The 24,548-nt window shown below is 66.6% G+C and carries 22 protein-coding genes and 1 tRNA gene; 12 read left to right on the forward strand and 11 right to left on the reverse strand.

The window, feature by feature from the left end; translation table 11 throughout:
• The first annotated feature begins 124 nt into the window (after nucleotides 1-124).
• From NJD74_RS00875 to NJD74_RS00890, 4 genes are all read left to right on the forward strand, one after another.
• The gene (locus NJD74_RS00875) at nucleotides 125-1,213 is read left to right on the forward strand and encodes an efflux RND transporter periplasmic adaptor subunit (RefSeq protein ID WP_070471401.1); all 1,089 of its coding nucleotides are present in this window, start codon (nucleotides 125-127) and stop codon (nucleotides 1,211-1,213) included.
• Nucleotides 1,210-4,335 carry an efflux RND transporter permease subunit gene (locus tag NJD74_RS00880; RefSeq protein WP_319623476.1) on the forward strand — a complete coding sequence of 1,042 codons (3,126 nt, stop codon included), beginning with the start codon at nucleotides 1,210-1,212 and terminating at the stop codon, nucleotides 4,333-4,335. Before NJD74_RS00875 ends, NJD74_RS00880 begins: the two co-directional genes overlap by 4 nt.
• A gap of 129 nt (nucleotides 4,336-4,464) precedes the next feature.
• On the forward strand, nucleotides 4,465-5,982 hold the full coding sequence (locus NJD74_RS00885) for an alanine/glycine:cation symporter family protein (RefSeq protein ID WP_102788179.1): 1,518 nt from the start codon (nucleotides 4,465-4,467) through the stop codon (nucleotides 5,980-5,982).
• Nucleotides 5,983-6,034: 52 nt separating this feature from the next.
• Nucleotides 6,035-6,814 (forward strand): TrmH family RNA methyltransferase, encoded by a 780-nt coding sequence (locus tag NJD74_RS00890; protein ID WP_254665244.1) that lies wholly within the window; start codon nucleotides 6,035-6,037, stop codon nucleotides 6,812-6,814.
• Between the two features lie 323 nt (nucleotides 6,815-7,137).
• Here NJD74_RS00890 and NJD74_RS00895 read toward each other — a convergent pair whose 3' ends face one another.
• The 4 genes from NJD74_RS00895 to NJD74_RS00910 form a co-directional block, all read right to left on the reverse strand.
• Nucleotides 7,138-8,559 (reverse strand): M28 family peptidase, encoded by a 1,422-nt coding sequence (locus NJD74_RS00895; RefSeq protein WP_102788178.1) that lies wholly within the window; start codon nucleotides 8,557-8,559, stop codon nucleotides 7,138-7,140.
• 156 nt (nucleotides 8,560-8,715) lie between these two features.
• Nucleotides 8,716-9,129: a large-conductance mechanosensitive channel protein MscL gene (gene mscL / locus NJD74_RS00900; RefSeq protein ID WP_019183921.1), complete on the reverse strand. Its 414-nt coding sequence runs from the start codon at nucleotides 9,127-9,129 to the stop codon at nucleotides 8,716-8,718.
• Between the two features lie 58 nt (nucleotides 9,130-9,187).
• Nucleotides 9,188-9,895 carry a fumarylacetoacetate hydrolase family protein gene (locus NJD74_RS00905; protein ID WP_019183922.1) on the reverse strand — a complete coding sequence of 236 codons (708 nt, stop codon included), beginning with the start codon at nucleotides 9,893-9,895 and terminating at the stop codon, nucleotides 9,188-9,190.
• A 108-nt stretch (nucleotides 9,896-10,003) separates the two neighbouring features.
• Nucleotides 10,004-10,279 carry a hypothetical protein gene (locus NJD74_RS00910; protein ID WP_019183923.1) on the reverse strand — a complete coding sequence of 92 codons (276 nt, stop codon included), beginning with the start codon at nucleotides 10,277-10,279 and terminating at the stop codon, nucleotides 10,004-10,006.
• A 180-nt stretch (nucleotides 10,280-10,459) separates the two neighbouring features.
• Between NJD74_RS00910 and NJD74_RS00915 the strand changes: the two genes are divergently transcribed.
• Nucleotides 10,460-10,807, forward strand: coding sequence for a Rieske (2Fe-2S) protein (locus tag NJD74_RS00915; protein WP_102788267.1), 348 nt, complete (start codon nucleotides 10,460-10,462; stop codon nucleotides 10,805-10,807).
• Nucleotides 10,808-10,925: 118 nt separating this feature from the next.
• On the opposite strand, the gene NJD74_RS00920 is transcribed toward NJD74_RS00915, so the two are convergent.
• Genes NJD74_RS00920 through thiS form a run of 4 tightly spaced genes read right to left on the reverse strand, consistent with a single transcriptional unit; the run spans nucleotide 10,926 to nucleotide 14,565 of the window.
• Nucleotides 10,926-12,773, reverse strand: coding sequence for an SLC13 family permease (locus NJD74_RS00920; RefSeq protein ID WP_019183925.1), 1,848 nt, complete (start codon nucleotides 12,771-12,773; stop codon nucleotides 10,926-10,928).
• 24 nt (nucleotides 12,774-12,797) lie between these two features.
• Nucleotides 12,798-13,532 carry a tRNA (guanosine(46)-N7)-methyltransferase TrmB gene (trmB, locus tag NJD74_RS00925; protein ID WP_070471213.1) on the reverse strand — a complete coding sequence of 245 codons (735 nt, stop codon included), beginning with the start codon at nucleotides 13,530-13,532 and terminating at the stop codon, nucleotides 12,798-12,800.
• Nucleotides 13,532-14,326, reverse strand: coding sequence for a thiazole synthase (locus NJD74_RS00930; protein ID WP_019183927.1), 795 nt, complete (start codon nucleotides 14,324-14,326; stop codon nucleotides 13,532-13,534). The genes trmB and NJD74_RS00930 overlap by 1 nt, the downstream gene beginning before the upstream one ends.
• Nucleotides 14,327-14,364: 38 nt before the next feature.
• Nucleotides 14,365-14,565 carry a sulfur carrier protein ThiS gene (thiS, locus tag NJD74_RS00935; RefSeq protein WP_102788176.1) on the reverse strand — a complete coding sequence of 67 codons (201 nt, stop codon included), beginning with the start codon at nucleotides 14,563-14,565 and terminating at the stop codon, nucleotides 14,365-14,367.
• Nucleotides 14,566-14,771: 206 nt separating this feature from the next.
• Here thiS and NJD74_RS00940 point away from each other — a divergent pair, with 206 nt between their 5' ends.
• The 7 genes from NJD74_RS00940 (at nucleotide 14,772) to NJD74_RS00970 (ending at nucleotide 21,423) form a co-directional block, all read left to right on the forward strand.
• Entirely contained in the window at nucleotides 14,772-16,601 is a 1,830-nt protein-coding gene (locus NJD74_RS00940) for an autotransporter domain-containing protein (RefSeq protein ID WP_319623477.1), read from the forward strand.
• Between the two features lie 124 nt (nucleotides 16,602-16,725).
• Nucleotides 16,726-16,799: transfer RNA gene (locus NJD74_RS00945), tRNA-Gly, on the forward strand.
• Nucleotides 16,800-17,090: 291 nt separating this feature from the next.
• Nucleotides 17,091-17,486, forward strand: coding sequence for an SgcJ/EcaC family oxidoreductase (locus NJD74_RS00950; RefSeq protein WP_070471221.1), 396 nt, complete (start codon nucleotides 17,091-17,093; stop codon nucleotides 17,484-17,486).
• Between the two features lie 146 nt (nucleotides 17,487-17,632).
• Entirely contained in the window at nucleotides 17,633-18,526 is an 894-nt protein-coding gene (gene rimK / locus NJD74_RS00955; RefSeq protein WP_121039296.1) for a 30S ribosomal protein S6--L-glutamate ligase, read from the forward strand.
• Between the two features lie 250 nt (nucleotides 18,527-18,776).
• Nucleotides 18,777-19,265 (forward strand): hypothetical protein, encoded by a 489-nt coding sequence (locus NJD74_RS00960; RefSeq protein WP_319623478.1) that lies wholly within the window; start codon nucleotides 18,777-18,779, stop codon nucleotides 19,263-19,265.
• A 153-nt stretch (nucleotides 19,266-19,418) separates the two neighbouring features.
• Complete coding sequence (locus NJD74_RS00965; RefSeq protein ID WP_019183933.1) at nucleotides 19,419-20,096, forward strand: response regulator transcription factor; 678 nt, start codon at nucleotides 19,419-19,421, stop codon at nucleotides 20,094-20,096.
• Between the two features lie 4 nt (nucleotides 20,097-20,100).
• The gene (locus NJD74_RS00970) at nucleotides 20,101-21,423 is read left to right on the forward strand and encodes a HAMP domain-containing sensor histidine kinase (protein WP_172838036.1); all 1,323 of its coding nucleotides are present in this window, start codon (nucleotides 20,101-20,103) and stop codon (nucleotides 21,421-21,423) included.
• Nucleotides 21,424-21,459: 36 nt separating this feature from the next.
• Here NJD74_RS00970 and coaE read toward each other — a convergent pair whose 3' ends face one another.
• The 3 genes from coaE to NJD74_RS00985 are packed head-to-tail and all read right to left on the reverse strand — an operon-like array spanning nucleotide 21,460 to nucleotide 24,212.
• Nucleotides 21,460-22,071, reverse strand: a complete 612-nt coding sequence (coaE, locus tag NJD74_RS00975) for a dephospho-CoA kinase (protein WP_319623479.1) — start codon at nucleotides 22,069-22,071, stop codon at nucleotides 21,460-21,462.
• A 10-nt stretch (nucleotides 22,072-22,081) separates the two neighbouring features.
• Complete coding sequence (locus NJD74_RS00980) at nucleotides 22,082-22,945, reverse strand: A24 family peptidase (RefSeq protein ID WP_019183936.1); 864 nt, start codon at nucleotides 22,943-22,945, stop codon at nucleotides 22,082-22,084.
• Between the two features lie 7 nt (nucleotides 22,946-22,952).
• Nucleotides 22,953-24,212 carry a type II secretion system F family protein gene (locus NJD74_RS00985; RefSeq protein ID WP_319623480.1) on the reverse strand — a complete coding sequence of 420 codons (1,260 nt, stop codon included), beginning with the start codon at nucleotides 24,210-24,212 and terminating at the stop codon, nucleotides 22,953-22,955.
• Nucleotides 24,213-24,548: the final 336 nt, after the last annotated feature.

The following is a 24,548-nucleotide window of genomic DNA, read 5'->3' on the forward strand; positions in this document are numbered from 1 at the left end:
CAGCACGAAAAGGCTTTCGCCTGTCACCAGCGGATGTGAAGAGGCCGGTAAACGCTTGGCACATATGCCCCGGCTCGACCCCTCTATACACTCGGCGGTCGAGAAACAACCGGGAATGGATTACATGTTGGGACGCATCGCAGCGCGCTTCGCCGCTGGCATCACCCTGGTCGCGTTGGCTGGGTGTGGCAGCAAAGACGAGGCCGCTCGCCGGCAGGCAGACGCCGTACCGGTCACCACCCAGGTGGTGCAGACCTCGGCATGGAGCGACACCCTGCAGGCACTGGGCACGGCCAAGGCGCGCGAATCGGTCACGGTCACCGCCAAGGTCAGCGAAATCATTGAGACGGTGCACTTCGAAAGCGGGCAGCAGGTCAGTGCCGGTACGCCGCTGGTGACCCTGCGCGGGCAGGCCCAGGAAGCCGCGCTGCTGCAGGCCCAGGCCACCTTCCTGGAAGCGGACCAGCTGTACAAGCGCCAGCGCGAACTCGCCGCCCAGCAGCTGGTGGCCAGCTCCACCCTGGATACGCAGCGCGCCATCCGCGATGCCGCCGATGCACGCGTGCGTGAGATGCAGTCGGATATCGGTGATCGCCGCGTGCGCGCGCCGTTCGCCGGCGTGCTCGGCATCCGCCAGGTCAGCGCCGGTTCGCTGGTCACGCCCAGCACCGCGATCACCACGCTGGACGACATCGAGCGCATGCACGTGGACTTCCAGGTGCCCGAAGCCGAGCTGGCCTCGCTGAGCACCGGCGACAAGGTCAACGCGACCAGCGTGGCCTACCCGGGCCGCAACTTTGAAGGCCAGGTCGCCACCATCGATACCCGCGTGGATCCGGGCACGCGTGCGGTGACCGTGCGCGCCGATTTCATCAACGCCGACCACGCCCTGCGCCCGGGCATGCTGCTGGATGTGCGCATGTTCCGCCCCGAGCGCCAGGCGCTGGTGATTCCTGAAATCGCCGTGGTGCAGGTCGGGCGCGATTCGTATGTGTTCCGGGTCAAACCGGACCAGGTGGTGGAGCGCGTGGACATCACCGCCGGCGCGCGCCGCAGCGGCGTGGTCGAAATCCGCGATGGCCTCGCCGCCGGTGACCGCATCGTCGTGGACGGCACCGGCAAGCTGCGCCCGGGCCTGAAGATCCAGGCCGAAGAGGCTGCACCGGCCACGCCGGCCGCCGCTGCCACGGCTGAACCGGACACCGCCGGATGAAGCTTTCCGATATTTCCATCCAGCGGCCGGTCTTCGCCGTGGTGATGAGCCTGCTGCTGGTGGTGCTGGGCTTCATGTCGTTCACCCGCCTGACCCTGCGCGAACTGCCGGCGATCGATCCGCCGATCGTCTCGGTATCGGTCGATTACACGGGTGCCTCGGCGGCGGTCATCGAAAGCCGCATCACCCAGGTGCTGGAAGATGCCCTGGCCGGCATCGAAGGCATCGATACCATCAACGCGCGCAGCTCCAACGGGCGCTCGCAGGTCAGCATCGAATTCACCTCCAACCGCGATATCGAAGCGGCCGCCAACGACGTGCGCGATGCGGTCAGCCGTGTCGCCGACCGCATGCCCGAAGAGGCCCGGCCGCCGGAAATCGCCAAGGTCGAGAGCGACGCCGATCCCATCATCTGGCTCAACATGAGCTCGACCTCGATGGATACGCTGGAGCTGAGCGATTACGCCGACCGCTACATCGTCGATCGCTTCTCCAGCCTGGATGGCGTGGCCCAGGTGCGCATCGGTGGCCGCCAGCGCTATGCGATGCGGATCTGGCTGGACCGCGACCAGCTCGCCGCGCGTGGCTTGACCGTGGGCGATGTGGAAACCGCGCTGCGCAACGAGAACGTCGAGCTGCCCGCCGGCCGCATCGAATCCACCGACCGCGATTTCACCCTGCGCGTGGAGCGCAACTACGTCAAACCCGAAGACTTCGCCGGCATCCCGCTCGGCAAGGGCGCCGACGGCTACGTGGTGCGCATGGGCGATGTGGCCAAGATCGAACTGGCCTCCTCCGAGCGCCGCGCCTACTACCGAAGCAACGGCGAGCCGAATATCGGCCTGGGCATCGTCAAGACCTCCACCGCCAACGCGCTGGATGTCGCCCGCGAAGCGCGCGCCGAAGCCGACCGGATCAGCAGCACGCTGCCGGAAGGTACGCGCATCTTCGTCGCCTTCGACAACACCACCTTCATCGAGGCGGCTGTCGATCGCGTCTACGCCACGCTGGTCGAAGCGATGCTGCTGGTGCTGGCGGTGATCTGGCTGTTCCTGGGCAGTTTCCGTGCCGCCTTGATTCCCGCGGTCACGGTGCCGGTCTGTCTGATCGCCGCCTTCATCGCCCTGTATGCCTTCGGTTTCTCGATCAATCTGCTGACCCTGCTCGCGCTGGTGCTGTGTATCGGCCTCGTGGTGGATGACGCCATCGTGGTCGTGGAAAACGTCCAGCGCCGCATCGATCTGGGCGAGCCGCCGCTGGTCGCCTCCAAACGCGGTACCACCCAGGTGGCGTTCGCGGTGATCGCCACCACCGCCGTGCTGGTCGCGGTGTTCCTGCCGGTCGGCTTCCTGGAAGGCAACACCGGCCGCCTGTTCCGCGAGCTGGCCGTCGCGCTGGCCGCGGCGGTGGCGTTGTCCGCGTTCGTCTCGCTGACGCTCACCCCGATGATGGCCTCCAAGCTGCTCAAGCCGCACACCGGCCAGGCGCCGAAGGGCCTGCACGGTGTCATCAACCGCAACCTGGATCGCCTGTCGGGCGCGTACGGCCGCTTCCTGGAAGCGCACGTGACCCGCACCTGGGTCTACATCGTGGTGATGATCCTCTCGTTGCTGGCCAGCGCGCTGCTGCTCAAGGTGCTGCCCTCCGAACTGGCCCCGGCCGAAGACCGCGGCTCGTTCCAGATCATGATCGACGGCCCGGAAGGCGCCGGCTTCGACTACACCGTCGGCCAGGTCCAGCAGGTCGAGAAGATCGTCTCCGGTTTCGTCGGCGAGGACGAGCCGATCGTGCGTGCCAACCCGCGCGTGCCCGGTGGCTGGGGCTCCAGCGAAGAAATGCATACCGGCCGCATCAGCGTGTTCCTGCAGCCGTGGCGCCAGCGCGATGTCTCCACCCCGGACGTGGCCGCCGAACTGCAGACCCACCTCAATGATCTGCGGGGCGTGCGCGTGCGCACCCAGGTCGGTGGCGGCCTGGTCCGCAGCCAGGGGCAGCCGTTCCAGATCGTGCTCGGTGGCCCGGAATACGCAGAAATCGCGCAGTGGCGTGACCGCATGCTGCTGCGCATGGCCGACAACCCCGGCCTGGTCGGCACGGATTCGGACTACAAGGAAACGCGCCCGCAGATGCGCGTGAACATCGACCGCCAGCGTGCGGCCGATCTGGGTGTGTCGGTCACCGCGATCGGCAGCGCGCTGGAAACCATGATGGGCTCGCGCCGCGTCACCACCTTCGTCGACAACGGCGAGGAGTACGACGTGCTGGTCCAGGCCGGTCGCGAAGGCCGGGCCTCGCCGTCGGATCTGGCTGCGATCCGCGTGCGCGCCAGTGGCGGCGAACTGGTGCCACTGTCCAACCTGGTCACGCTCAGCGAAGTGGCCGAGGCCGGCAGCCTCAACCGCTTCAACCGGCTGCGCTCGATCACCATCAATGCCGGCCTAGCCCCGGGTTATCCGCTGGGTGAAGCCATTGCCTGGGCCCAGCAGGTGGCCAGTGAAGAGCTGCCGCAGCACGCGCAGATCAGCTGGAAGGGTGAATCGCGCGAGTACCAGAACGCCGGCAGCGCCGTCCTGCTGACCTTTGCGATGGCCCTGCTGGTGGTGCTCCTGGTGCTGGCCGCGCAGTTCGAGAGCTTCATCCATCCGCTGGTGATCATGCTGACCGTGCCGCTGGGCGTGCTCGGCGCGCTGCTGGGGCTGTATGTCAGCGGCGGCACGATCAACCTGTTCAGCCAGATCGGCATCGTGATGCTGGTCGGCCTGGCGGCCAAGAACGGCATCCTGATCGTGGAGTTCGCCAACCAGCTGCGCGATGAAGGCCGCAACGTCCACCAGGCCATCGTCGAATCGGCCATGGTCCGCCTGCGTCCGATCCTGATGACCTCCATCGCCACCGTGGTCGGTGCGATCCCGCTGGTGGTGGCCGGTGGCCCGGGCTCGGCCAGCCGCGGCACGATCGGCGTGGTGGTGATCTTCGGCGTGACCGTGTCCACGTTCCTGTCGCTGTTCGTGGTGCCGGCGTTCTATTCGCTGCTGGCCCCGTACACGCGTTCGCCGGAAGCCGTGGCGCGCGAACTGGCCCGCCAGGAAGCGGAAACACCCTCCGTGGGCGGCCATGCCTGACCGGAATGGGCGGCATTGCCGCCCATTCATCGAAATTGCCACTACGCAGCCCGGCGCGGATCGTGGAGAATCGACCGGGTCCCAGCCGACGGGGACGTTCCTTTTGTTTCCGCCGACTGGAGAGAGCGCGTGGAAGAAGTAGTCAGTTTCATCAACGGGATCATCTGGAGCAAAGCCCTGATCTTCCTGTGTCTTGCCGCAGGCCTGTACTTCAGTGCCCGTACCCGTTTCATGCAGATCCGCGGGTTCGTGGAGATGTGCCGGCTCACCGTGCAGGGTGAGAAATCCGAGGCGGGCGTGTCCTCGTTCCAGGCGCTGGCCATGTCCATGGCCGGGCGCATGGGCATCGGCAACATCGCCGGTGTGGCCACCGCGATCGCCTTCGGTGGCCCCGGTGCGATCTTCTGGATGTGGGTGATGGGCTTCCTCGGTGCGTCCACCTCGTATGTGGAATGCACCCTGGCGCAGATCTACAAGACCAAGGATGCCGAAGGCCGCTACCGCGGTGGCCCGGCGTACTACATTGAAAAGGCCATGGGCCTGAAGTGGTACGCCTTGGCCTTCGCCGTGGCCACCATCATCGCCGCCGGCTTCCTGATGCCGGGCGTGCAGGCCAATGCCATCGCCGACAGCATCATCAATGCCTGCCGCGGCGGTGCGCTGTGCGGGCCACTGGATGGTCAGTTCATGGGCCTGGAATCGGTGCAGGCGCTCAAGCTGGGCATCGGCATCGTGGTCTCGTTGCTGCTGGCCGTGGTGATCTTCGGCGGCGTCAAGCGCATCGCCAACTTCGCCGAGGTGGTCGTTCCGTTCATGGCCGCCGCCTTCATCCTGATGGCCATCGTCATCATGATCATCAACTACGACCGCGTGCCGGACATGTTCCACACGGTGTTCAGCAGCGCCTTCGGTGCGCATGCCGCGTTCGGCGCGATGATGGGCCTGGCGGTGGAGTGGGGCGTCAAGCGCGGTATCTACGCCAACGAGGCCGGCCAGGGTACCGGCCCGCATGCGGCGGCCGCCTCGGAGGTTTCGCACCCGGCCAAGCAGGGTTACGTGCAGGCCTTCGCGATCTACTTCGACACCATGATGGTGTGCACCGCCACCGCGTTCCTGATCCTGGCCGCGGGCACCTACAACGTGTATTCCCCGGTCCCGGGCGGCGCGCCCGTGTTCGCCGGCCTGGCCGGTGTCGCTGAAGGCGCGGGTTACGCCCAGGCGGCGGTGGAAACCGTCATCCCGGGCTTCGGCGCGGCCTTTGTGGCGATCGCGATCTTCTTCTTCGCCTTCACCACGATCATGGCCTATTACTACATGGCCGAGACCAACCTGACCTACGTCAACAACAACGCCAAGCGCCCGCTGACCGTCCTGCTGCTGCGCCTGGGCATCATCGGCATGGTGATCTTCGGTGCCTTCCACAATGCCGGCATGGCCTGGGCGCTGGGCGACATCGGCGTCGGCCTGATGGCGTGGTTGAACATCATCGCGATCCTGATCGTGCAGAAGCCGGCGATGCTGGCCCTGCGCGACTACGAACGTCAAAAGAAGCTCGGCCTGGATCCGACCTTCGACCCCGATGCACTTGGCATCAAGAACGCCGATTTCTGGCGTCAACGCAAGCTGGAGCTGTCCCGTAGTGAATGATCCCTGGAAGAATGCGCGCCGTCCGTCCTCGCGGCCGCCGCGCGCCACGCCGTTGCCGCCGCGCGAAGGTGGCACGCCGCCGCCGCCCGGCCGCGGCAACGACGAGCTGCGCCTGTACGGCTGGAATGCCGTGCAGGCACTGTTCGAGCATCGCCCGCAGGCGCTGCGCAAGCTGTACCTGACCGAGTCGCTGATCCCGCGCATGCAGCCGGTGCTGAAATGGTGCGTGGCCAACCGCGTCGGTTACCGTGTGGTGGAAGACGGCGATCTGAACAAGCTCGCCGCGACCACCCACCACGAGGGCCTGGTGGCTGACGTGCTGCGTGCGCCGATGCTGGAGCTGGACGAATGGCTGGCCACGTTGCCGGCCGGCGCGCCGGTGCTGGCGCTGTGGCTGGATGGCGTAGGCAACCCGCACAACTTCGGCGCGATCCTGCGCTCGGCGGCGCATTTCGGTGTGGCCGGGCTGCTGCTGCCGCCGGGGTCCACTCTGGCATTGTCCGGCGCGGCCGCGCGCGTGGCCGAAGGCGGCGCCGAGTCGGTGCCGCTGGTGCGTCTGCCGGAACTGCCCGAAGCGATGGCGCAGCTGCGCGCGGCCGGCATCGGCCTGGCGGCAACGCTGGTGGAGGGAGGCAAGGACCTGTTCGCCACGGAACTGCCGCAACGCCTGGTCTATGTGATGGGTGCCGAGGGCGAGGGCATGGACCGCGATCTGGCCGACGACTGCGATCTGCAGGTGTCCATTCCCGGGTCCGGTGCCGTGGAAAGCCTCAACGTCGCTTCGGCGACGGCGGTGTTGTTGGCGCACTGGTACGGCAGCCGCTCGCGCTGATCGGAAGGTGTGCGTTTGTCGGGAACGGCGCGTTGCGCCGGACCCGCGGTGTGATCGGTTTCACCGAACGCGTCGTGACTACATCCGATTCGGATTTTCCGCATAGCGCTCGACGTGAGAACTGAGCACAGTGCGGGGTGGACGTTGTGCTGCGTAGATGAGGAGAGACATCCACGCAGTGCGACGGTCCGTTTCTCCGGACCGTGAAAGTAGTACGGCGCTCACCGCGTGGGGTGTGACGAATCCCGGTAGCCCGGTCGCATTGCGACCGGGTTTTTTTTTGTACCGACCCACGGTCGGTACCTGCCGCCTGCGTGTCGGGATTACTCGTTCGGCGGCGTGGTCGGCTTGGCTTCGCTGCCGAAACTGCCGTCGGCCTCGGCGGCCAGATACGCGAACACCGTGTAGGCGGCGACGTTCTGCGCCAGCGCCGCCGGGTCGATCTTGTCCAGCGTGTCGTCGGCGGTGTGGTGCAGGTGGAAGTAGTCGCTGCCGTCCTGCGCCAGCCATGCCCACGCGCCGCCCTTGGCCGCCAGCGGACCTACGTCCGGGCCCGGGCCGCCCTTGTCGGCGGCGTACTCGATGCCCAGCGGCTTGAGCACCTCGGCGATCTGGCGGGTGGCCTCGCGCGAATTGGCCGGGTTCGGCGAGCCGGTGTTGAAGGCATAGATGCGGCCGGCACCGAAATCGCTTTCGGCGGCCAGCTGGTGCCGCACCACGTCCTTGGCATGTGCCTCGGCGTAGGCCTTGCCGCCGTACAGGCCCTGCTCCTCGTTGGCGAACGCGACCACGCGGATGGTGCGCTTGGGCGCCTGCTTGAGCTGGCCGATCAGATGGCCAGCGGCCATGGTGATGCCCACGCCGGCCCCATCATCCACCGCGCCGGTGCCCAGGTCCCAGGAGTCGAGGTGACCGCCGATCACCACCACTTCCTTGGGCAGGCTGCGCCCGGTGATCTCGCCGATCACGTTGTGCGACGTGGCCGTACCATCCCAACCGCAATCCAGGCTCAGCTTCAGCGTGGTGCTGCCGAGCGCGACCAGGCGCGCCAGCTGGTTGGCATCGGGCACCGACAGCGCGGCGGCCGGCACCGGGGTCAGGCCGTCATCGAAGCGGGTGATGCCGGTGTGCGGCACGCGGTGCGAATCGGTGCCTGCCGAGCGCATCACGAAGCCGATCGCACCCTTGCGGATCGCCTCGGACGGGCCCTTGCTGCGCACGGCGCCACCGTTGCCGTAGTCGCGGCCATCGCGGTAGGCGGTCATCTGGTAATCGACGAAGGCGATCTTGCCCTTCAGCGAACCCTCCGGCGCGGCCTGCAGCGCGGCCAGATCGGCGAAGCGCACGACGTCGGCCTCCACCGTGCCGCCCGGGCTGCCGCCCAGGGCGGTGACCGTCAGCGGCTGGGCATGCTTGCCGATCACTTCGGCGTGCTCACTGCGGCGCTCCCACTTGGGGAAGGTGACCGGCTCGGTCCAGACCTTGTCGAAGCCCAGCGACTTGAACTTGGCCACCGCCCAGGCCACGGCGCGTGCGTCGGCTTCACTGCCGGCGATGCGCGGGCCGATCTCGGTGGTGAGCGATTCGACCACCTTCCAGCCGGTGTCGTCCTTGAGGGCCTGCTCGCGCAGCTCGGCGGCGGTGGCCAGCGACGTCGGCGGCAGCGTGGTGATACCGGTCGCCGCGAACGCGGGCGCGGCCAGCAGGGCGAGGGAAGATGCGATGGCAAGGACGCGGCGACGCATGGGACGAACTCCGGGAAACGGGGCGGAAGCGTCCGAGCTTACCAGTCTGTCCGGCGCGTACATGGGCGGGAGGTCATGCTCCGGCGAATGCTGTTTTCCAAACGCGAAAACCCCGCCGGAGCGGGGTTTTCAGGCCGGCACTACCGGGGGGGGGTCTTACTGCTTGAGGTTGTCGCGGATCTCGCGCAGCAGCAGCACTTCTTCGCTCGGTGCCGCCGGGGCGGCCGGCTCGGCCTGCTTCTTGCGGGCCAGGCGGTTGATGAACTTCACGACCATGAAGATCGCAAAGGCCACGATCACGAACTGCACCACGGTATTGAGGAAGTCGCCGTAGCCGATCACCACCGCCGGGATCTCTTTGCCATCGGGCGCAATGCGCGCCGGGGCCAGGGTCCACGCCAGTTCGGAGAAGTCCACGCGGCCGATCACCCAGCCCAGCGGCGGCATGATGATCTTGTCCACCAGCGCGGTGACGATCTTGCCGAACGCCGCACCGATGACCACACCGACCGCCAGGTCGATGACGTTGCCACGCATGGCGAATTCTTTGAACTCAGTCAGTACACCCATCGGGCTCTCCTGTCGTAGTGGGGGAATCAAATGACGCCGCAGCGTAACGCAGCCATTGTCATCCGGCGATGATGCCGTGGCGCTCGGCCACGTTTTCCAGACGTGCGCTGAAACGGTCGCCGGGCTTCAACGCGGCCACGCCCGAAGGCGTCCCCATGAAGACCAGATCGCCCGCGCGCAGCGCCCACAGCTTGGAGAGCTCGTGCAGGATTTCCGGCACGTTCCAGATCATCTGGTCCAGCAGCGACTGCTGGCGCACTTCGCCATTGATCTCCAGCGAGAGGTTGAGCGCGGCCAGATCGCCGACTTCGCCGGCCGGCACCAGCTCGCTCACCGGGGCGGACTGATCGAAGCCCTTGGCCGGGTCCCACGGGTGGCCCTTGGCTTTGGCCTGCGCCTGCAGATCGCGGCGGGTCAGGTCCAGGCCGACGCCGTAACCGAACACCAGCGCTTCGGCCTGGTCGACCGGCAGTTCACCGGCAGGCGCGTCCTTGCCGATCGCCACCACCAGCTCCACTTCGTGGTGCAGGTCCTGGGTGGCGAGCGGGTAGGGGATCACATCGTCATGCCCGACCACGATCGCATCGGCCGGCTTGCTGAAGAACATCGGGCGGCCGCGATCATCGGCGGCGGGCACGGCCGCGCCCATTTCGCGCGCGTGATCGGCGAAGTTGCGGCCCACACAGTAGATCCGGCGCACCGGGAAAGTACCGCCGCCGGCGACCGGAATGCGGGGCTGCTCGGGCGTGGGGATTACATCGGTCATGCGCGCGTCCTGTGGAGAGGTTTCGCCGCAGTCTAGAGCGTTTTCCTGCTCCCACAAACAGAAACGGCCGCGCAGGGCGCGGCCGTCATCAGGAGGGAAGCGCGTCGATCAACGCGACATCGGCAAGGCCTGCTTGCGGACCACGCGGTATTCACCGTCCACGACCTGCGACGGAGCGGTGCGCGCATTCTTGCGCTGGGCGAGCAGCTTCCATGCCAGGCCGGCGATGATCATCGCCGCGCCCACGAATACACCAACGAACACCAGCGCGGCCAGGATCGCCAGGCCCAACAGACCGACCGCGACGCGCACCAGCGGGTGGCGCGGCTTGCGCGGCGCGAACAGGGTGCGGAACTGGTTGAACTGGAAGATGCGGCTGTACATGGCACTCTTTTTTGGCTGAGGTCAGCAGTGGATGAGTATCCGTGCTGGCCTTTGTGACTGAGTGAAAAAAGCGTTAAACGTACCCCGCACACATTGCAAATCAATGACTTGTATTCATCCGGGAGCCAGTGACATGAGCGCGTGAGACACTACGGTTTCCGTTGCCTGCTGCTGGATGCCATGTCCCCGCCCGAGACCACCGCCACCGCCCTGATCACCCTGCAGGCCATTGCCGACGGGGGTTTTGCCGAGGTCGACGCCAGCATCGAGGGCGACAGCGAATCGGTGGTGCTGTACCGCCAGGGCGACCAGGTGCGCGCGTGGCTGAACATCTGCCCGCACGCCGGCCGCCGGCTGGACTGGGCCCCGGGTCAGTTCCTGAAAAGCAGGGAAGGCCACCTCGTTTGCGCGGCACACGGGGCCTCGTTCTCCCTGGACAACGGCGACTGCGTGGCCGGACCGTGCCGCGGTGATCGCCTGCGCGCGGTGCCCGTGCAGGTGCGCGATGGGCAGGTCTGGTTGGGATGACGATGAACGGCCGGCCACTCATTATCTGACGGCCGGCACTACCCGGTGCATTGCGGGAGCCGGCCAGCGGCCGGCACTACCCGGTGCATTGCGAGAGCCGGCCAGCGGCCGGCACTCCCTAGAACATCAGGTTGATCATCAGCACCACCACCACCGTATAGATCAACGACAGCGGGGCGCCGACGCGCCACAGCTCGCGCGGGGTGTAATTGGCCGGGCCGGTGATCATCGAAATCACCGGGTTGGAGGCCGTCATCAGATTGTTGGAGGCCGACAACGCCACGATCAGCGCGAACGCGGTCGGGCTGCCCCCGGCCGCCAGCGCCAGGTTCACCGCGATGGGCACCATCACGATCGTCGCGCCCACATGGCTGATCACCAGCGAGAACATCGTGGTCAACAACGCCAGCGCGATCTCCAGCACCCAGACCGGGATGCCGGTCGGCAGGCGGTCGATGGTGTGGCCGGCGATCCACGCCGCCGCGCCACTGCTGTCCATCGCCCAGCCGAGCGGAATCAGCCCGGCCATCATGAACACCGTCTTCCAGTTGATCGAGGCATAGGCCTCATCCATGCGCAGCACGCCGGTCAGCAGCATGCCGGCCACGCCGGTCATCAGGGTCAGCGCCACCGGCAGCTTGGAGGTCAGCGCGATCAGGATGGTGATGGCGAAAATGCTCATCGCGATCTTGAACTTGTGCGGGCGCTGCTCGCCCTTGGGGTAGTCGGTGACCACCACGAAGTCGCGGCTCTTGGCCGCCTGCGCCAGGTCGGTCCAGATGCTGTGGAAGACCAGCATGTCACCGGCGCGCAGCGCCACGTTGCGCACGTCCTCGCGGATCACCTGCTTGTCGCGGTTGATCGCCAGCAGGCTGATGCCGCGCTGCTTGCGCAGGCGCAGGTCCGAGGCGCTCTTGCCGATCACATCGGAGGTCGGCGGCACCACCGCTTCGGAAATGCCGGCGCGGCTCGGGTTGAACAGATCGCCCAGGTGCTTGAGCCGCGAGGACATCCGCAGGAACTGGTTCTGCGCGAAATCGCTGACCTGCTGGCGCGCGCCCATCACGCCGAGCACGCTGCCCACCCAGATGCGCATCTCCGCCGGCGGCGCCAGGCGGGTGTCGTTGCCGGTCTTGAGTGCCAGCAGCAGCGGCGCGTCGTGCACGTTCTCCGCTTCGCCCAGGGTCATGCCGACCAGCGGGCTTTCGGCAGTGACCACCAGCTCGAACACATCGCCTTCGATGCCGTAGGTCTTGGCGAAGTAGCTTTCCGTGCGCGACGGGGTGACGCCATCGTTGGCCAGCGTCTCTTCCTCGACCAGCTTGCGGTCGCCGAAGTAGCGGAAGTACAGCAGCGAGGCGATCAGCAGCGCCACGCCGATCGGCAGCGGCGCGAACATGCGCAGCGGTTCGATGGTGGCCAGGCCGGAGGGCAGGTTGTTGTTGGCCGAGGCCAGCAGGTCGTTGAGCAGGATCAGCGGCGAGTTGCCGACCATGGTCAGTGCGCCGCCCATCACGATGGCCGCGGCGATCGGCAGCAGCAGGCGCTGCAGGGTCAGCCCGGTGCGCGCGGCCAGGCGCGAGGCGACCGGCAGGTACAGCGCCATCACCGAGGGGTTCTGCATGAACGAGGAGTTCAAGCCGGCGATCGCGGTGGTCATCATCAGCAGGCGCGTCTCCACGCCATGCCCGCGCCGCAGCAGCCACGCCGCCAACCGGTTCAACGCCCCGGTGCGGTCCAGGCCCGCGCCGAGGATGGTGGTGGCGATGATGCTCATCACCGCGTTACCGGAGAAGCCCCCGAAGATTTCTTCCGGGGCGATCAGGCCGGTGACGCCGAGCACCACCAGCACCACCAGCGCCACCACATCGGCGCGGATGCGCTCGAACAGGAACATCGCCATCGTGAAGCCGACCAGCCCCAGGACGAGCTTCATGTCGGTAGTCAGCGTCAGCGCGGTATCCATGGGGTGGCGCGGTTCCTAGTCGGATCAGGTGCGGTCGTACAACAGGTCCCACACACCATGGCCGAGCTTCTGGCCACGGGTTTCGAAATGGGTCTGCGGGCGCCATTCCGGCCGCTCCACCTGCCCACGCGGGCCGGCCCGGTTGGTCAGCCCGGCGGTGGCGTCGAGCACCTCCCACATCTGCTCGGCATAGTCTTCCCAATCCGTGGCGCAGTGCAGGCGGCCACCGATGCGCAGCTTGCGTACCAGCAGCGCGGCAAAGCCGGGCTGGATCAGGCGGCGCTTGTTGTGGCGCTTCTTGTGCCACGGGTCCGGGAAATAGATGCGCACTTCATCCAGCGCGCCATCGGCGATTTCCTTTTCCAGTACTTCCACGGCATCGTGGTGGTACAGGCGCACGTGGTCGGCGTTGTCGTCGGCCAGGGCGTTGAGCAGGCGGCCGACGCCGGGCGCGTGGACCTCCAGGCCGATGTAATCGCGACTCGGGTCCTGCTGGGCGGCGAAACGCAGCGCCGCGCCGTTGCCGAAACCGATCTCCAGTACCTTGTGCGCATCGCGCCCGAAGGTGGCATCCAGATCGCGCGGCTCACCGGTGAAGTCCAGCCCGAAACGCGGCCAGCGGTCGTCGAACGCACGCTGCTGGGCGGGGGTGAAGCGGCCCTGGCGCAGCACGAAACTGCGGACCTCGCGGCGGCCTTCGGTGATGGTGAAGGGCTTGGGCGGTGCCTTGGCACCGGCGCTGTCGAAAGGATTGGTCATCAGCCGATCAACCCGTCGATCGGCGAGGACGCACTGGCGTAGCGCTTGCGCGGAATGCGGCCGGCCAGGAAAGCCTCGCGGCCGGCTTCCACGGCCTTGCGCATCGCGCTGGCCATCAGCACCGGGTTGCGTGCACCGGCGATGGCGGTGTTCATCAGCACGCCATCGCAGCCCAGCTCCATTGCGATCGCCGCATCGGAGGCCGTGCCCACGCCGGCATCGACGATGATCGGCACCTTGGCGTCTTCGATGATCTGCAGCAGGTTGTACTTGTTCTGGATGCCCAGGCCCGAGCCGATCGGCGCGGCCAGCGGCATCACCGCGGCGCAGCCGATCTCTTCCAGGCGCTTGGCCAGGATCGGATCATCGGAGGTATAGACCATCACCTCGAAGCCATCCTTGACCAGCTGCTCGGCCGCCTTGAGGGTCTGCACCACATCCGGGTACAGGCTCTTCTGGTCGCCCAGCACTTCCAGCTTGGTCAGGTTGTGGCCGTCCAGCAGCTCGCGGGCCAGCCGGCAGGTGCGCACGGCGTCCTCGGCGGTGTAGCAGCCGGCGGTGTTGGGCAGGATGGTGTAACGGTCCGGCGGCAGCACGTCGAGCAGGTTCGGCTCGCCCGGGTTCTGCCCGATGTTGGTGCGGCGGATCGCCACGGTGACGATCCGGGCGCCAGCGGCCTCGGTGGCCAGGCGGGTTTCTTCCAGATCCTTGAACTTGCCGGTGCCGGTGAGCAGGCGGGAAGCATAGGTCTTGCCGGCGATCACCAGCGAATCAGTGGGGACAGGTGCGTTCATGCCCCGAATTATCGCCTATCGCGCGTCACGATGCTGCCTCAACCACCGCCCAGCGCATGCACGATCTCCACCACGTCGCCATCGCGCAGGGAGTGGCTGGCGTGCTGGCTGCGGGTGACGATCTCGCCATTGACTTCGACCGCGACGCGGCGCTCCAGCAGGTCCTCGCTGCGCAGCAGGTCGTGGACAGTGGCGGTGTGCGGAAGCTGGCGGTTCTCGCCGTTGAGCTGGATGTTCATGACGCTATTGTCCTTCAATCACCCGTCAGTGCGTACCCTGTGCGCCGCGCGTCAACAGTGCCGCGAGCGCCAGGCCAACGATGGCCGGGCGGCGGGGCTGGGGCGTTCATGCGGCAGCGCAGCGTGATGCGGGCCGGGTGCAGTGGAAACATGGCACCGTGCGCCGGCGTACGTCCCGCCGTCTTCCCCACCTGCAAGGAGTTTCCATGTTGCTCAGCAAACGCCCGATCCGTTCCCTCATGGCCGTGGCCATTGCCCTGGCGGCAGCGCCGGCCATGGCGCAGTCGCCGTATACCAAGACCGTCTTCATCGGCGACAGCCTGACCGATGCCGGCTACTTCCGTCCGCTGCTGCCCGCCTCGGTGCAGCCGGTGACCGGCCAGTTCACCACCAACCCGGGCTGGACCTGGGCCCAGCACGTGGCCAACTACTACGGCACCAACGGTGCGGCCCACGGCAACGGCCAGAACGGTGACAACTACGCCATCGGCGGCGCCCGCGTCGGCGTGGACACCAGCCAGGTGCTGGCTGCCGGTACCCCGGCCATCCCGGTGTACTCGCTCAAGACCCAGACCGCGCAGTACCTGGCGGCCAACGGCGGCAAGGCCGATCCGAACGCGCTGTACACCGTGTGGGGCGGCGCGAATGATCTGTTCGCGATCCAGGCCGGCGCGCCGCTGGTCTCCACGCTGACCAATGCGGTGCGCGACCAGGTCGGCATCGTCGGCACCCTGAAGGGCGCTGGCGCCGAATACATCGTGGTGCCGACCATTCCGGACGTCGGCCTGACCCCGGGCGCCCGTGCCGGTGGCCCGGCCGGCATGGCTGCCGGCACCGCGCTGGCCAAGGCGTACAACGACGCCCTGTTCGGTGGCCTGAAAGCCGCCGGCCTGCAGGTGATCCCGGTCGACACCTTCCACATCCTGCAGGAAATCGTCGCCAACCCGGGCCAGTACGGCTTCGTCAACGTGACCAGCCCGGCCTGCACCACGGCGTCGTCGCTGACCTGCAACCCGACCAGCTACGCCACCCCGGACGCTGCCAACAGCTACGTGTTCGCCGACGGCGTGCACCCGACCACCGCCACCCACGAGATGCTGGGCCAGTACACCCTGTCTATCCTGGAGGCCCCGCGCAACCAGCAGGTCCTGACCCACTCGGCGCAGACCATCGGCCGCTCGCGCGCCGACCAGGTCAGCTGGCACGTCGATGGCCGTCCGGCCGACGGCCTGAGCTGGTGGGGCAACCTGCGCGGTGACATGCAGCGCTACGCCCACGCCGATCTGTACGACGGCATGGCCCCGGCCGGCCTGTTCGGTGTGGATTGGGCGCGTGACGGCATGGTTGTCGGCGGCTTCGCCGGCTATGGCCGCATGGACGCCGATTTCGGCAACAACAAGGGTGACTTCACCCAGTCCGACACCACGCTGGGCCTGTTCGCCGGCTGGTACGGCGACCGCGCCTGGGTCAACGGCCAGCTCAGCTACAGCTGGCTGGATTACGACGTGACCCGCAAGCTGCAGCTCGGCCCGGCCACGCGTATCCACAAGGGCTCGCCGGAAGGCAGCAACCTGACCGCCGCGTTGAACGCCGGCTACGAGTTCGGCACCGAGGGCGGCTTCCGCCACGGTCCGGTCGCCGCGGTGATCTGGCAGAAGGTCAAGCTGGACGGCTACACCGAGTCCAACCCGAGCGCCTCGGCGCTGGGCTATGGCGACCAGGACACGGATTCCACCGTCGGCCGCGTCGGCTGGCAGGCCCGCTTCGACGGCGGCAACGTCAAGCCGTATGTGCAGGTCACCTACGATCATGAGTTCGAGGACACCAAACAGGCCAGCGCCTGGCTGCAGTCCATGCCGGACGTGGGCATGTACAAGGTGCCGGGCCTCGAGTTCGACAAGAACTACGCCACCGCCGTGCTGGGTGCGCGCCTGAACCTGTGGGGCCTGAGCAGCAACATCGGCATGAGCACCACCACGATGCAGAAGCGTGCACGTGACGTGTCGCTGTTCGCCAGCTTCGGCGGCAGCTTCTGATCCAACGTGCGCAGTGCCCGTTCGCGGGCGCCGCGCACGGCGCCGGAAAGCGTGAAACAACGGGCGGCCCAGTGCCGCCCGTTGCGTTTGAGGGCCCCGCCCGAATAGACTTACGCCGCGCCGTGCGGGTGTAGCTCAATGGTAGAGCTGTAGCTTCCCAAGCTACTGACGAGGGTTCGATTCCCTTCACCCGCTCCATGTCCTCCTGTGCTTTTGGGGATGCCGGCCGCTCCGCACCCTCCGATCCCCTCCGCAATTTTCGTGCTCAGGTCAGGCCTATGTCTCGATCCGGCCTTCAGCTGGGGCTTGCTGGCGGGTTTGCCAGTTTTCGACGCCAGTGATACGGTCACTGCATGCCACTTGTACGCGCCCGCACGTTGATTATTGCCACCCTCCATAAGGGTGGGTAGAGCGCGTCTTGTTTCAGACAACGCAACCCGCCGCGAGGCGGGTTTTGTTTTTCCGCCGCGGCCATTTTTGGAGTCAAGAATGTCCGATCATCCCCTGAAGACCCTTATCGAAGCCGCAGACCGATCCATATCGGCGAAGGACTTCGATGGCCTGATGCGGTTCTACACAGATGACGCCACCCTGGTGGTGAAGCCGGGCATGTACGCCAGGGGCAAGGACCAGATCAAAAGCGCATTCGAGGCAATCTCTTCTTACTTCGACGGCACACTGAAGGTCCGCCAAGGCAAGATGGAAGTGATTGAGGGCGGAGAAACGGCGCTGGTTGTCATGGAAACCTGGCTGGATACCACCGATGAAGAGGGCGCTCCGATCTCGACGGTTCGCCGGGCCACCTACGTGTTTCGTCGGGAACCGGACGGCAACTGGCTTTGCGCTGTAGACAACTCGTACGGCACTGCTCTGCTTGATAGTTGAAGACGGCGCCCCGGTCTCGCGGCGTGCACTCAGCCCATTAACAGCGGGAAAGTGCCGGATGCGGGCAGCTGGATCGCGAGCGGGGTCCGTCATCGCGGCCTACACGCCACGCGCTATGCTTCGCGCTTTCCAGCCCCTGCGCCGCGATGAAACTCGCCATCCTGTCCCGCAACAGCAAGCTGTACTCCACGCGTCGCCTGGTGGAGGCCGCCCGTGCGCGGGGCCATACCGTGCGCATCCTCGATCCGTTGCGCTGTTACATGCGCATCGCCGCGGATGGTTTCACCATGCATTACAAGGGCCGGCCGATCACCGGGGTGGACGCGGTGATCCCGCGCATCGGAGCTTCGGTCACCCGCTACGGGACGGCCGTGCTGCGCCAGTTCGAGATGATGGGCGCCCGCACGCCCAACCCCTCCGACGCGATCCTGCGCGCGCGGGACAAGCTGCGCGCGCACCAGATCCTGGCCTCCAAGGGCATCGACATGCCGGTCACGGTGTTCGGCGACAACCCGGACGACACCGTCGATCTGCTCTCGATGCTCGGCCCGCCGCCGCACGTGGTGAAGCTCAACGAGGGTACCCAGGGCCGTGGCGTGATCCTGACCGAGAAGGCCAGCGCCTCACGCGGCATCGTGGAGGCGCTGCGCGGGCTCTACGCCAACTTCCTGATGCAGGAGTTCATCGGCGAGGCGCAGGGCGCCGACCTGCGCTGCCTGGTGGTGGGTGATCAGGTGGTCGGGGCGATGCAGCGGCAGGCGCCTGAGGGAGATTTCCGCTCCAACCTGCATGCCGGCGGCAGCGCCCGCGCCGCCAAGGCCAGCCGGGCCGAGCAGCTGGTGGCGGTGCGCTCGGCCAAGGCGCTCGGGTTGGGCGTGGCCGGCGTGGATCTGATCCGCTCCAGCCGCGGCCCGCTGGTGCTGGAGGTCAACTCCACCCCCGGCCTGGAGGGGATCGAGGCGATCTGCCAGGCCGACCTGGCCGGGCGCATCATTGATCACGTCGCTTCGCTGAAAAAGCCCGCAAATACAAAGGGTTGACCGGGTATTTCAATGCCGCTCGAGGTCTTAACATCGGTTTAATCGACCCCGGCGTAGGCTCTGTCGAACCGCAGCTCTGCCCTCCTCAGCAGGATCGGTAATCGGGAAACACCTTCAGGCCCGGCCAGCTTCGTCTGTCCGGGCCTTTTTCTGCCCGCGCAGGGCCTGCGGCCCCTGCCATGAGTAACTTGTCGGGCCCAGTGCATCCTCGTAGAGTTGGTGTTCATTCATGTGGATAAGGAAGTCGCAGATGTCACAGATGCATCGAATCATCGCTGTCGCGCTGCTCGGCTGTCTTTCGCTGGGTGCCCATGCCAAGCCGCCGGCGAACCCCGATGAGGCCGCGATGGCGCTTGCCGACGATGCGCCGGTTGCCGAGCAGCTGGCCAAGGTCGAGCGCGCGCTGCACAGTGAGGATTACAGTGAGCTGAGCGTGGCCGACAAGAGCCGCGTCCAGGCCGCTCTGGACCGTATCCGCACCAGGATGGCGGGCCGTGAGCGATTCGATCAGCTCACCCCGCCGCAGAAAGTAGAGGTCTTCAACGACCAGGAAGTGGTCAATACCTTGATGACCAACGCCAAGGAAGACAGTCGCATGGTCTGCCGCAGCGAACGTCCGATCGGCAGCAACCGCCCCCAGCGCACCTGCATGACGGTGGCCCAGCGCCGCCAGGCGACGGAAGACGCCCGGCAGATGAAGCGCGAGCTTCGGATTTCCGAACCCAAAGATGCCAGGTGATCGCCGCTGGGTTTTGACGCTGCGCCAGCATTCGACGGTGTCTAATGTTAAGAATCGACGCTGTATGGTCAGCGTGAGGTCGCGCAGTCCCGTTCCCATCGCTGCCCTGCGGCTCCGTTCTTTCCGTTGAACCCCCACGAATCAGAGGTCCCAGTGCGAATTCTCGTCATCGAAGACAACAGCGACATTGCCGCCAACCTCGGCGATTACCTCGAAGACCGCGGTCACACCGTCGACTTCGCCGCCGATGGCGTCACCGGCCTGCACCTGGCGGTCGTCCATGAGTTCGACGCGATCGTGCTGGACCTCAACCTGCCCGGCATGGACGGGATCGAGGTCTGTCGCAAGCTCCGCAACGAGGCGCGCAAGCAGACCCCGGTGCTGATGCTGACGGCCCGCGATTCGCTGGACAACAAGCTGGCCGGCTTCGACTCCGGCGCCGACGACTACCTGATCAAGCCGTTCGCGCTGCAGGAAGTCGAGGTGCGTCTGAACGCCCTGTCGCGTCGCGGCAAGGGCGTGCAGACCCGCGTGCTGGAAACCGGCGATCTGGAATACAACCTGGACACGCTGGAAGTGCGCCGCCAGGGCAAGCTGCTGCAGCTCAACCCGACCGCGCTGAAGATCCTGCAGGCGCTGATGGAAGCCTCCCCGGCCGTCGTCACCCGCCAGGAACTGGAAACCCGCGTCTGGGGCGAAGAGCTGCCGGATTCGGATTCCCTGCGCGTGCACATCCACGGCCTGCGCGCCGTGGTCGACAAGCCCTTCGAAGTCCCGATGATCCAGACCCGCCATGGCATCGGATACCGCATCGCCGCGCCGGAAGCCTGATCCGGTGACGGGGAAGGGGGAGCGTCGCCGCGCGCCATATCGGCGGCGGCTGCGCAGCCGCATCATCGTCTCGTTCGTGCTGTTGGGCTTCTGCCTGACCACGCTGTTTGCGTTTGCCACCAACTGGGCGCGGGCCCGGGTGGAGAACCAGCTCGTCGAAGACGTGATGAACCGCAACATCGATGAGTTCGCGCGCCGGTTCTACGAGAGCCCGGGGCGCAATCCCGCCGTCCCCGTGCAGCAGATCCGTGCTTTCGCCTATCCCAGCGACAAGTTCGACCGCGTGCGCGAAGAGCGTCCGGAGTGGGCGGCGTTTGCCACAGGCAATTACAAGCTCAGCGGCGTGGACGAGCACAACGAACCGTTCTCCTACAAGCTGGCCGTCCGCAAAGCGCCGGATGCATGGTTCTTCCTCGCCTATGACATGACCGAGAGCATCCGCGGCGAGGAGCAGCTCAAGCGCGCGCTGTTCTTCTCCGTGCTGGTGTTCAGCGCCCTGTCCCTGGTCCTGGGCTGGTGGTCCGCCTCCAAGGTGATGAAGCCGGTCTCCGATCTGGCCGCCCGCCTGCGTGCGTATCGCGGTGGCACCAGTGAGCCCGAACCGCTGGCACCGCGCTTCCCGGACGATGAAGTGGGCCAGCTGGCCCAAGCGCTGGATGACTACTCCGCGCGGCTGACCGAAGTAGTGCAGCGCGACCGCGAGTTCAACGCCGACGTCAGCCATGAGCTGCGCACGCCGCTGGCCGTGATCCGCGGTGCTACGGAGCTGCTGCTGACCCGCCCGGATCTCGATCCCAAGGTGCTGCAGCGCCTGCAGCGCATCCAGCGCGCCGAGCAGCAATGTACCGACCTGATTGGCGCGCTGCTGCTGCTCTCGCGCAACGAGCGCGGGCAGGGCAGCAGCAATGTCGCGCGGGTCTCCGAGCAGCTGCTGGATTCTCACCGCGCCCAGCTCGGCGGCAAGCCGCTCGAACTGATCCTGGAAGGCAACCACGACCTGGTGATCGATGCACCGGAATCGGCCCTCTCGGTCGCGTTGGGCAACCTGATCGGCAATGCCGTGAAGTACTCGAAGGAAGGCGCGGTGCGCGTGCGCGTGGGCAACAACGCGGTCGAAGTGATCGACAGCGGCCCCGGCCTGAGCGAGGAAGATGCGGCCAAGCTGTTCCAGCGCGGCTACCGCGGCACGCATGCGGGTCATTCGCAGGGTGGGGGTATCGGCCTGTCCATCGTCAGCCGCCTGTGCGATCTCTACGGCTGGCAGGTCAACGTGCGGCCGGGCGCCGGGCGCGGCGTCATCGCCACGCTGACCTTCTCCCCCGCCTGAAACGGTAGAGCCGACCGTTGGTCGGCTCCCCCAGTTCTATCGCGCCGCCAACTCCCGATAGGCCCGATCCAGCCGCTCCACATGCGCCTGCAGGTGGTCCGGGTGCCCATCATTGACCACCACGTCGTCGGCCAACGCCAGGCGCGCCTCGCGGCTGGCCTGGGCGGCAATCATCCGATCGGCCAGCGCGGCATCGATGCCATCGCGCTGCATCAGCCGCGCATGCTGCACGGCTACCGGCACGTCCACCACCAGGATGCGGTCCAGCCAGGGGTACTGCTGGCGGCCGCCAGCCTCGGTGAGCAGGGGAATGGCGGCAATCGTGTACGGTCCCTCGGCCTGCTCGCAGGTTTCGCGCAGCAGCTGGCGGATCGCCGGGTGGGTGATCGCCTCCAGCGCCTGGCGCGCCTGCGCGGAATCGAAGATGCGGGCCCGTAGCGCGGCACGGTCCAGCTGGCCGTCGGCCTGCAGGATGGTGTCTCCGAAGTGGGCGGCGATCCGCGCCAACCCCTCGCTGCCCGGCGCCACCACCGCGCGTGCGGCCAGGTCGGCGTCGGCCACGGTGATGCCCAGCGCCTCGAAGCGGCGGCTGACCTCGCTCTTGCCGGCGGCAATGCCGCCGGTCAGCCCGATCACGAAGCGGCTCATCGCGCGGCCCTCAACGCAGGCCGGCGTAGCTCAGGTAGCCATTGATCAACGGCTCGCCCCACATGAAGACGATCCAGCCGGCAATGGCCAGGTAGGGCCCGAAGGGGATCGGCGTGGCCCGGTCGCGGCCGCGCGAGTACAGCCAGATCGAGCCGACGATGGCGCCCACGATGGACGACAGCAGGATGATCGGCAGGATGCCCTTGAGCCCACACCAGGCGCCCAGCGCGGCCAGCAGCTTGAAATCGCCGTGGCCCATGCCTTCCTTGCCGGTGAGCTGCTTGAACAGCCACCACACCGACCACAGCGACAGATACCCCGCCAAGGCACCCAGCAGGGCCGGTTTGGCGGGCATGTAGAGGTTGTCGCTGGCCGCGATCAGGCCCAGCCACATCAGGGGCAGGGTCAATTGATCCGGTAACAGCTGGGTGCGCAGGTCGATACCCGACAGCGCCACCAGGAAGCAGCTCAGCACGATCGCGCCGAAGCCCTGCCAGCCGAACCCGAACTGCCAGACGCTGGCGGCCACCAGCAGGGCGGTCAGCAGCTCCACCAGCGGGTACTGGATCGAGATCGGGGCATGGCAATGGCGACACTTGCCGCGCAGGACCAGCCAGCTGAACAGCGGGATGTTCTCGTACCAGGACAGCTTGTGCTTGCAGTGCGGGCAGTGCGAGGGCTCCACCACGATGCCCGGTGGTGGTGGCTCGTAGATGTCCGGCTCTTCCAGCACTTCGCGCGCATCGCGCTTCCACTCCCACTCCAGCCGCTTGGGCAGGCGCAGGATGACGACGTTGAGGAAGCTGCCAAGGAGCAGCCCCAGCCCGACCGCGGCGGGGTAGCCGAGGCCGGGATGCTGGTCGAGAAATGCCATTTATTGATTATCCAACCACGGAGGCGAGTTTGAAGATGGGCAGGTACATGCCGACCACCATACCGCCGACGACCACACCGATGAAGACCATGATCATCGGTTCGAGCAGGCTGCTCAAGGCATCGACCGCATTGTTGACCTCCTGCTCGAAGTACTCGGCCACCTTGAACAGCATGGTGTCCAGGGCGCCGGCCTCTTCGCCGATGGCGGTCATCTGCACCACCATGTGCGGGAAGATGTTGACCTGCTTCATGGCCATGTTGACCGGGTAGCCGACGGACACGTCGTCGCGCATGCGCAGCACGGCCTCCTCGTAGATCTTGTTGCCGGTGGCGCCGGCCACGATGCCGAGTGCCTCCACCAGCGGCACGCCGGCCTTGAAGGTCACCGCCGTGGTCCGGGCGAACCGGGCGATCGAGCTGTTGTGCATGATCTGGCCGATCACCGGCACCTTCAGGATGAAGCGGTCCATGCCGTGCTGCATCGAGGGAGATCGCCGGTAGGCGAAGATGAAGCCCACGATCCCGCCAATCACGATGAGCAGAATGAGCCACCACCACGCGACCATGAACCTGGACGCGGCCACGATCAGCTGGGTGAAGGCGGGCAGGTCCGCACCGAAGCTCTTGAACACGTCTTCGAACTGCGGCACCACGAAGATCAGCAGGATCGCGCTGACGATCAGGGCCACCGCGATGACCATGGCCGGGTAGAACAGGGCCTTCTTGATCTTGCCCTTCAGGGCCTCGATGTTCTCTTTGTAGTTGGCCACCGTGTCGAGCACGGTTTCCAGCACACCGGCGCCTTCGCCGGCCCGGACCAGGTTGCGGTAGAGCTCGTCGAACTGCACCGGGTGCTTGCTGATCGCCTCGTACAGCGAGGAGCCGCCTTCGATATCGGTGCGGACGCTCTCCACCATCTTGCGCATGCGCGGGTTCTTATGTCCGCTGCCGATGATCTCCAGCGAGCTGACGATCGGCACGCCGGACTTCATCATCGTCGCCATCTGGCGGCTGAAGAAGGCGATGTCCTTGGTGCTGATCGCACTGCCGGCCGCCCCGAACAGGGGCTTGGGCTTGGGCTTGACCACGTTGGGCGTGATGCCCTGGCGGCGCAGTTCGGCGCGCAGTAGATTGGCATTCTTGGCCGGCGTCTCGCCTTTCATCTTGACGCCGCGTTTGTCGGTCCCCACCCAGACAAACGGTTGCAGCTCCATGGTGTTGCGGACCACGGGCTCTTTCTTGATCGCACTACGGCTGACAGACATTTTCTGGCTCCCCAGCCACGCCATCCCCAGGCGGGCTATCTCGCGGCATGGTAGCCGGTTCCGTTGGCGCTGGGCAGTCCTACGGGGTGCCCCGAAGCGATGGGTTGGCCGGACCGGCTGGGTCAGAAGGTGACGCGGCCGGTCACATTGCCGGGTCCGTCGCAATTTGTTGCGCGGGGGGTTCCAATCCGGAAGATTGCTGCCATCATTGCGCCGGGGAATGCTGGGGAGCATTGCTGGTCCAGTTGGCATGCAACCTGCTTCGATCCACCCGCACAGGGCGCCCGCCCCGCTCAACCGGCCTGCCGGCATGGCGACGGCCCAGTGCCCTACACC

The sequence above is a fragment of the Stenotrophomonas sp. RG-453 genome (genome assembly GCF_033843685.1).
GTDB classification, from domain to species: Bacteria; Pseudomonadota; Gammaproteobacteria; order Xanthomonadales; family Xanthomonadaceae; genus Stenotrophomonas; species Stenotrophomonas bentonitica_A.

Bases quoted from the DNA above. Each gene is read 5' to 3' on its own strand.
- NJD74_RS00875 (WP_070471401.1), top strand. From the start codon at position 125: ATGTTGGGACGCATCGCAGCGCGCTTCGCCGCTGGCATCACCCTGGTC.
- NJD74_RS00880 (WP_319623476.1), top strand. From the start codon at position 1,210: ATGAAGCTTTCCGATATTTCCATCCAGCGGCCGGTCTTCGCCGTGGTG.
- NJD74_RS00895 (WP_102788178.1), bottom strand. From the start codon at position 8,559: ATGCGTCGCCGCGTCCTTGCCATCGCATCTTCCCTCGCCCTGCTGGCC.
- mscL (WP_019183921.1), bottom strand. From the start codon at position 9,129: ATGGGTGTACTGACTGAGTTCAAAGAATTCGCCATGCGTGGCAACGTC.
- NJD74_RS00905 (WP_019183922.1), bottom strand. From the start codon at position 9,895: ATGACCGATGTAATCCCCACGCCCGAGCAGCCCCGCATTCCGGTCGCC.
- NJD74_RS00910 (WP_019183923.1), bottom strand. From the start codon at position 10,279: ATGTACAGCCGCATCTTCCAGTTCAACCAGTTCCGCACCCTGTTCGCG.
- NJD74_RS00915 (WP_102788267.1), top strand. From the start codon at position 10,460: ATGTCCCCGCCCGAGACCACCGCCACCGCCCTGATCACCCTGCAGGCC.
- NJD74_RS00920 (WP_019183925.1), bottom strand. From the start codon at position 12,773: ATGGATACCGCGCTGACGCTGACTACCGACATGAAGCTCGTCCTGGGG.
- trmB (WP_070471213.1), bottom strand. From the start codon at position 13,532: ATGACCAATCCTTTCGACAGCGCCGGTGCCAAGGCACCGCCCAAGCCC.
- NJD74_RS00930 (WP_019183927.1), bottom strand. From the start codon at position 14,326: ATGAACGCACCTGTCCCCACTGATTCGCTGGTGATCGCCGGCAAGACC.
- thiS (WP_102788176.1), bottom strand. From the start codon at position 14,565: ATGAACATCCAGCTCAACGGCGAGAACCGCCAGCTTCCGCACACCGCC.
- NJD74_RS00940 (WP_319623477.1), top strand. From the start codon at position 14,772: ATGTTGCTCAGCAAACGCCCGATCCGTTCCCTCATGGCCGTGGCCATT.
- NJD74_RS00950 (WP_070471221.1), top strand. From the start codon at position 17,091: ATGTCCGATCATCCCCTGAAGACCCTTATCGAAGCCGCAGACCGATCC.
- rimK (WP_121039296.1), top strand. From the start codon at position 17,633: ATGAAACTCGCCATCCTGTCCCGCAACAGCAAGCTGTACTCCACGCGT.
- NJD74_RS00960 (WP_319623478.1), top strand. From the start codon at position 18,777: ATGTCACAGATGCATCGAATCATCGCTGTCGCGCTGCTCGGCTGTCTT.
- coaE (WP_319623479.1), bottom strand. From the start codon at position 22,071: ATGAGCCGCTTCGTGATCGGGCTGACCGGCGGCATTGCCGCCGGCAAG.
- NJD74_RS00980 (WP_019183936.1), bottom strand. From the start codon at position 22,945: ATGGCATTTCTCGACCAGCATCCCGGCCTCGGCTACCCCGCCGCGGTC.
- NJD74_RS00985 (WP_319623480.1), bottom strand. From the start codon at position 24,212: ATGTCTGTCAGCCGTAGTGCGATCAAGAAAGAGCCCGTGGTCCGCAAC.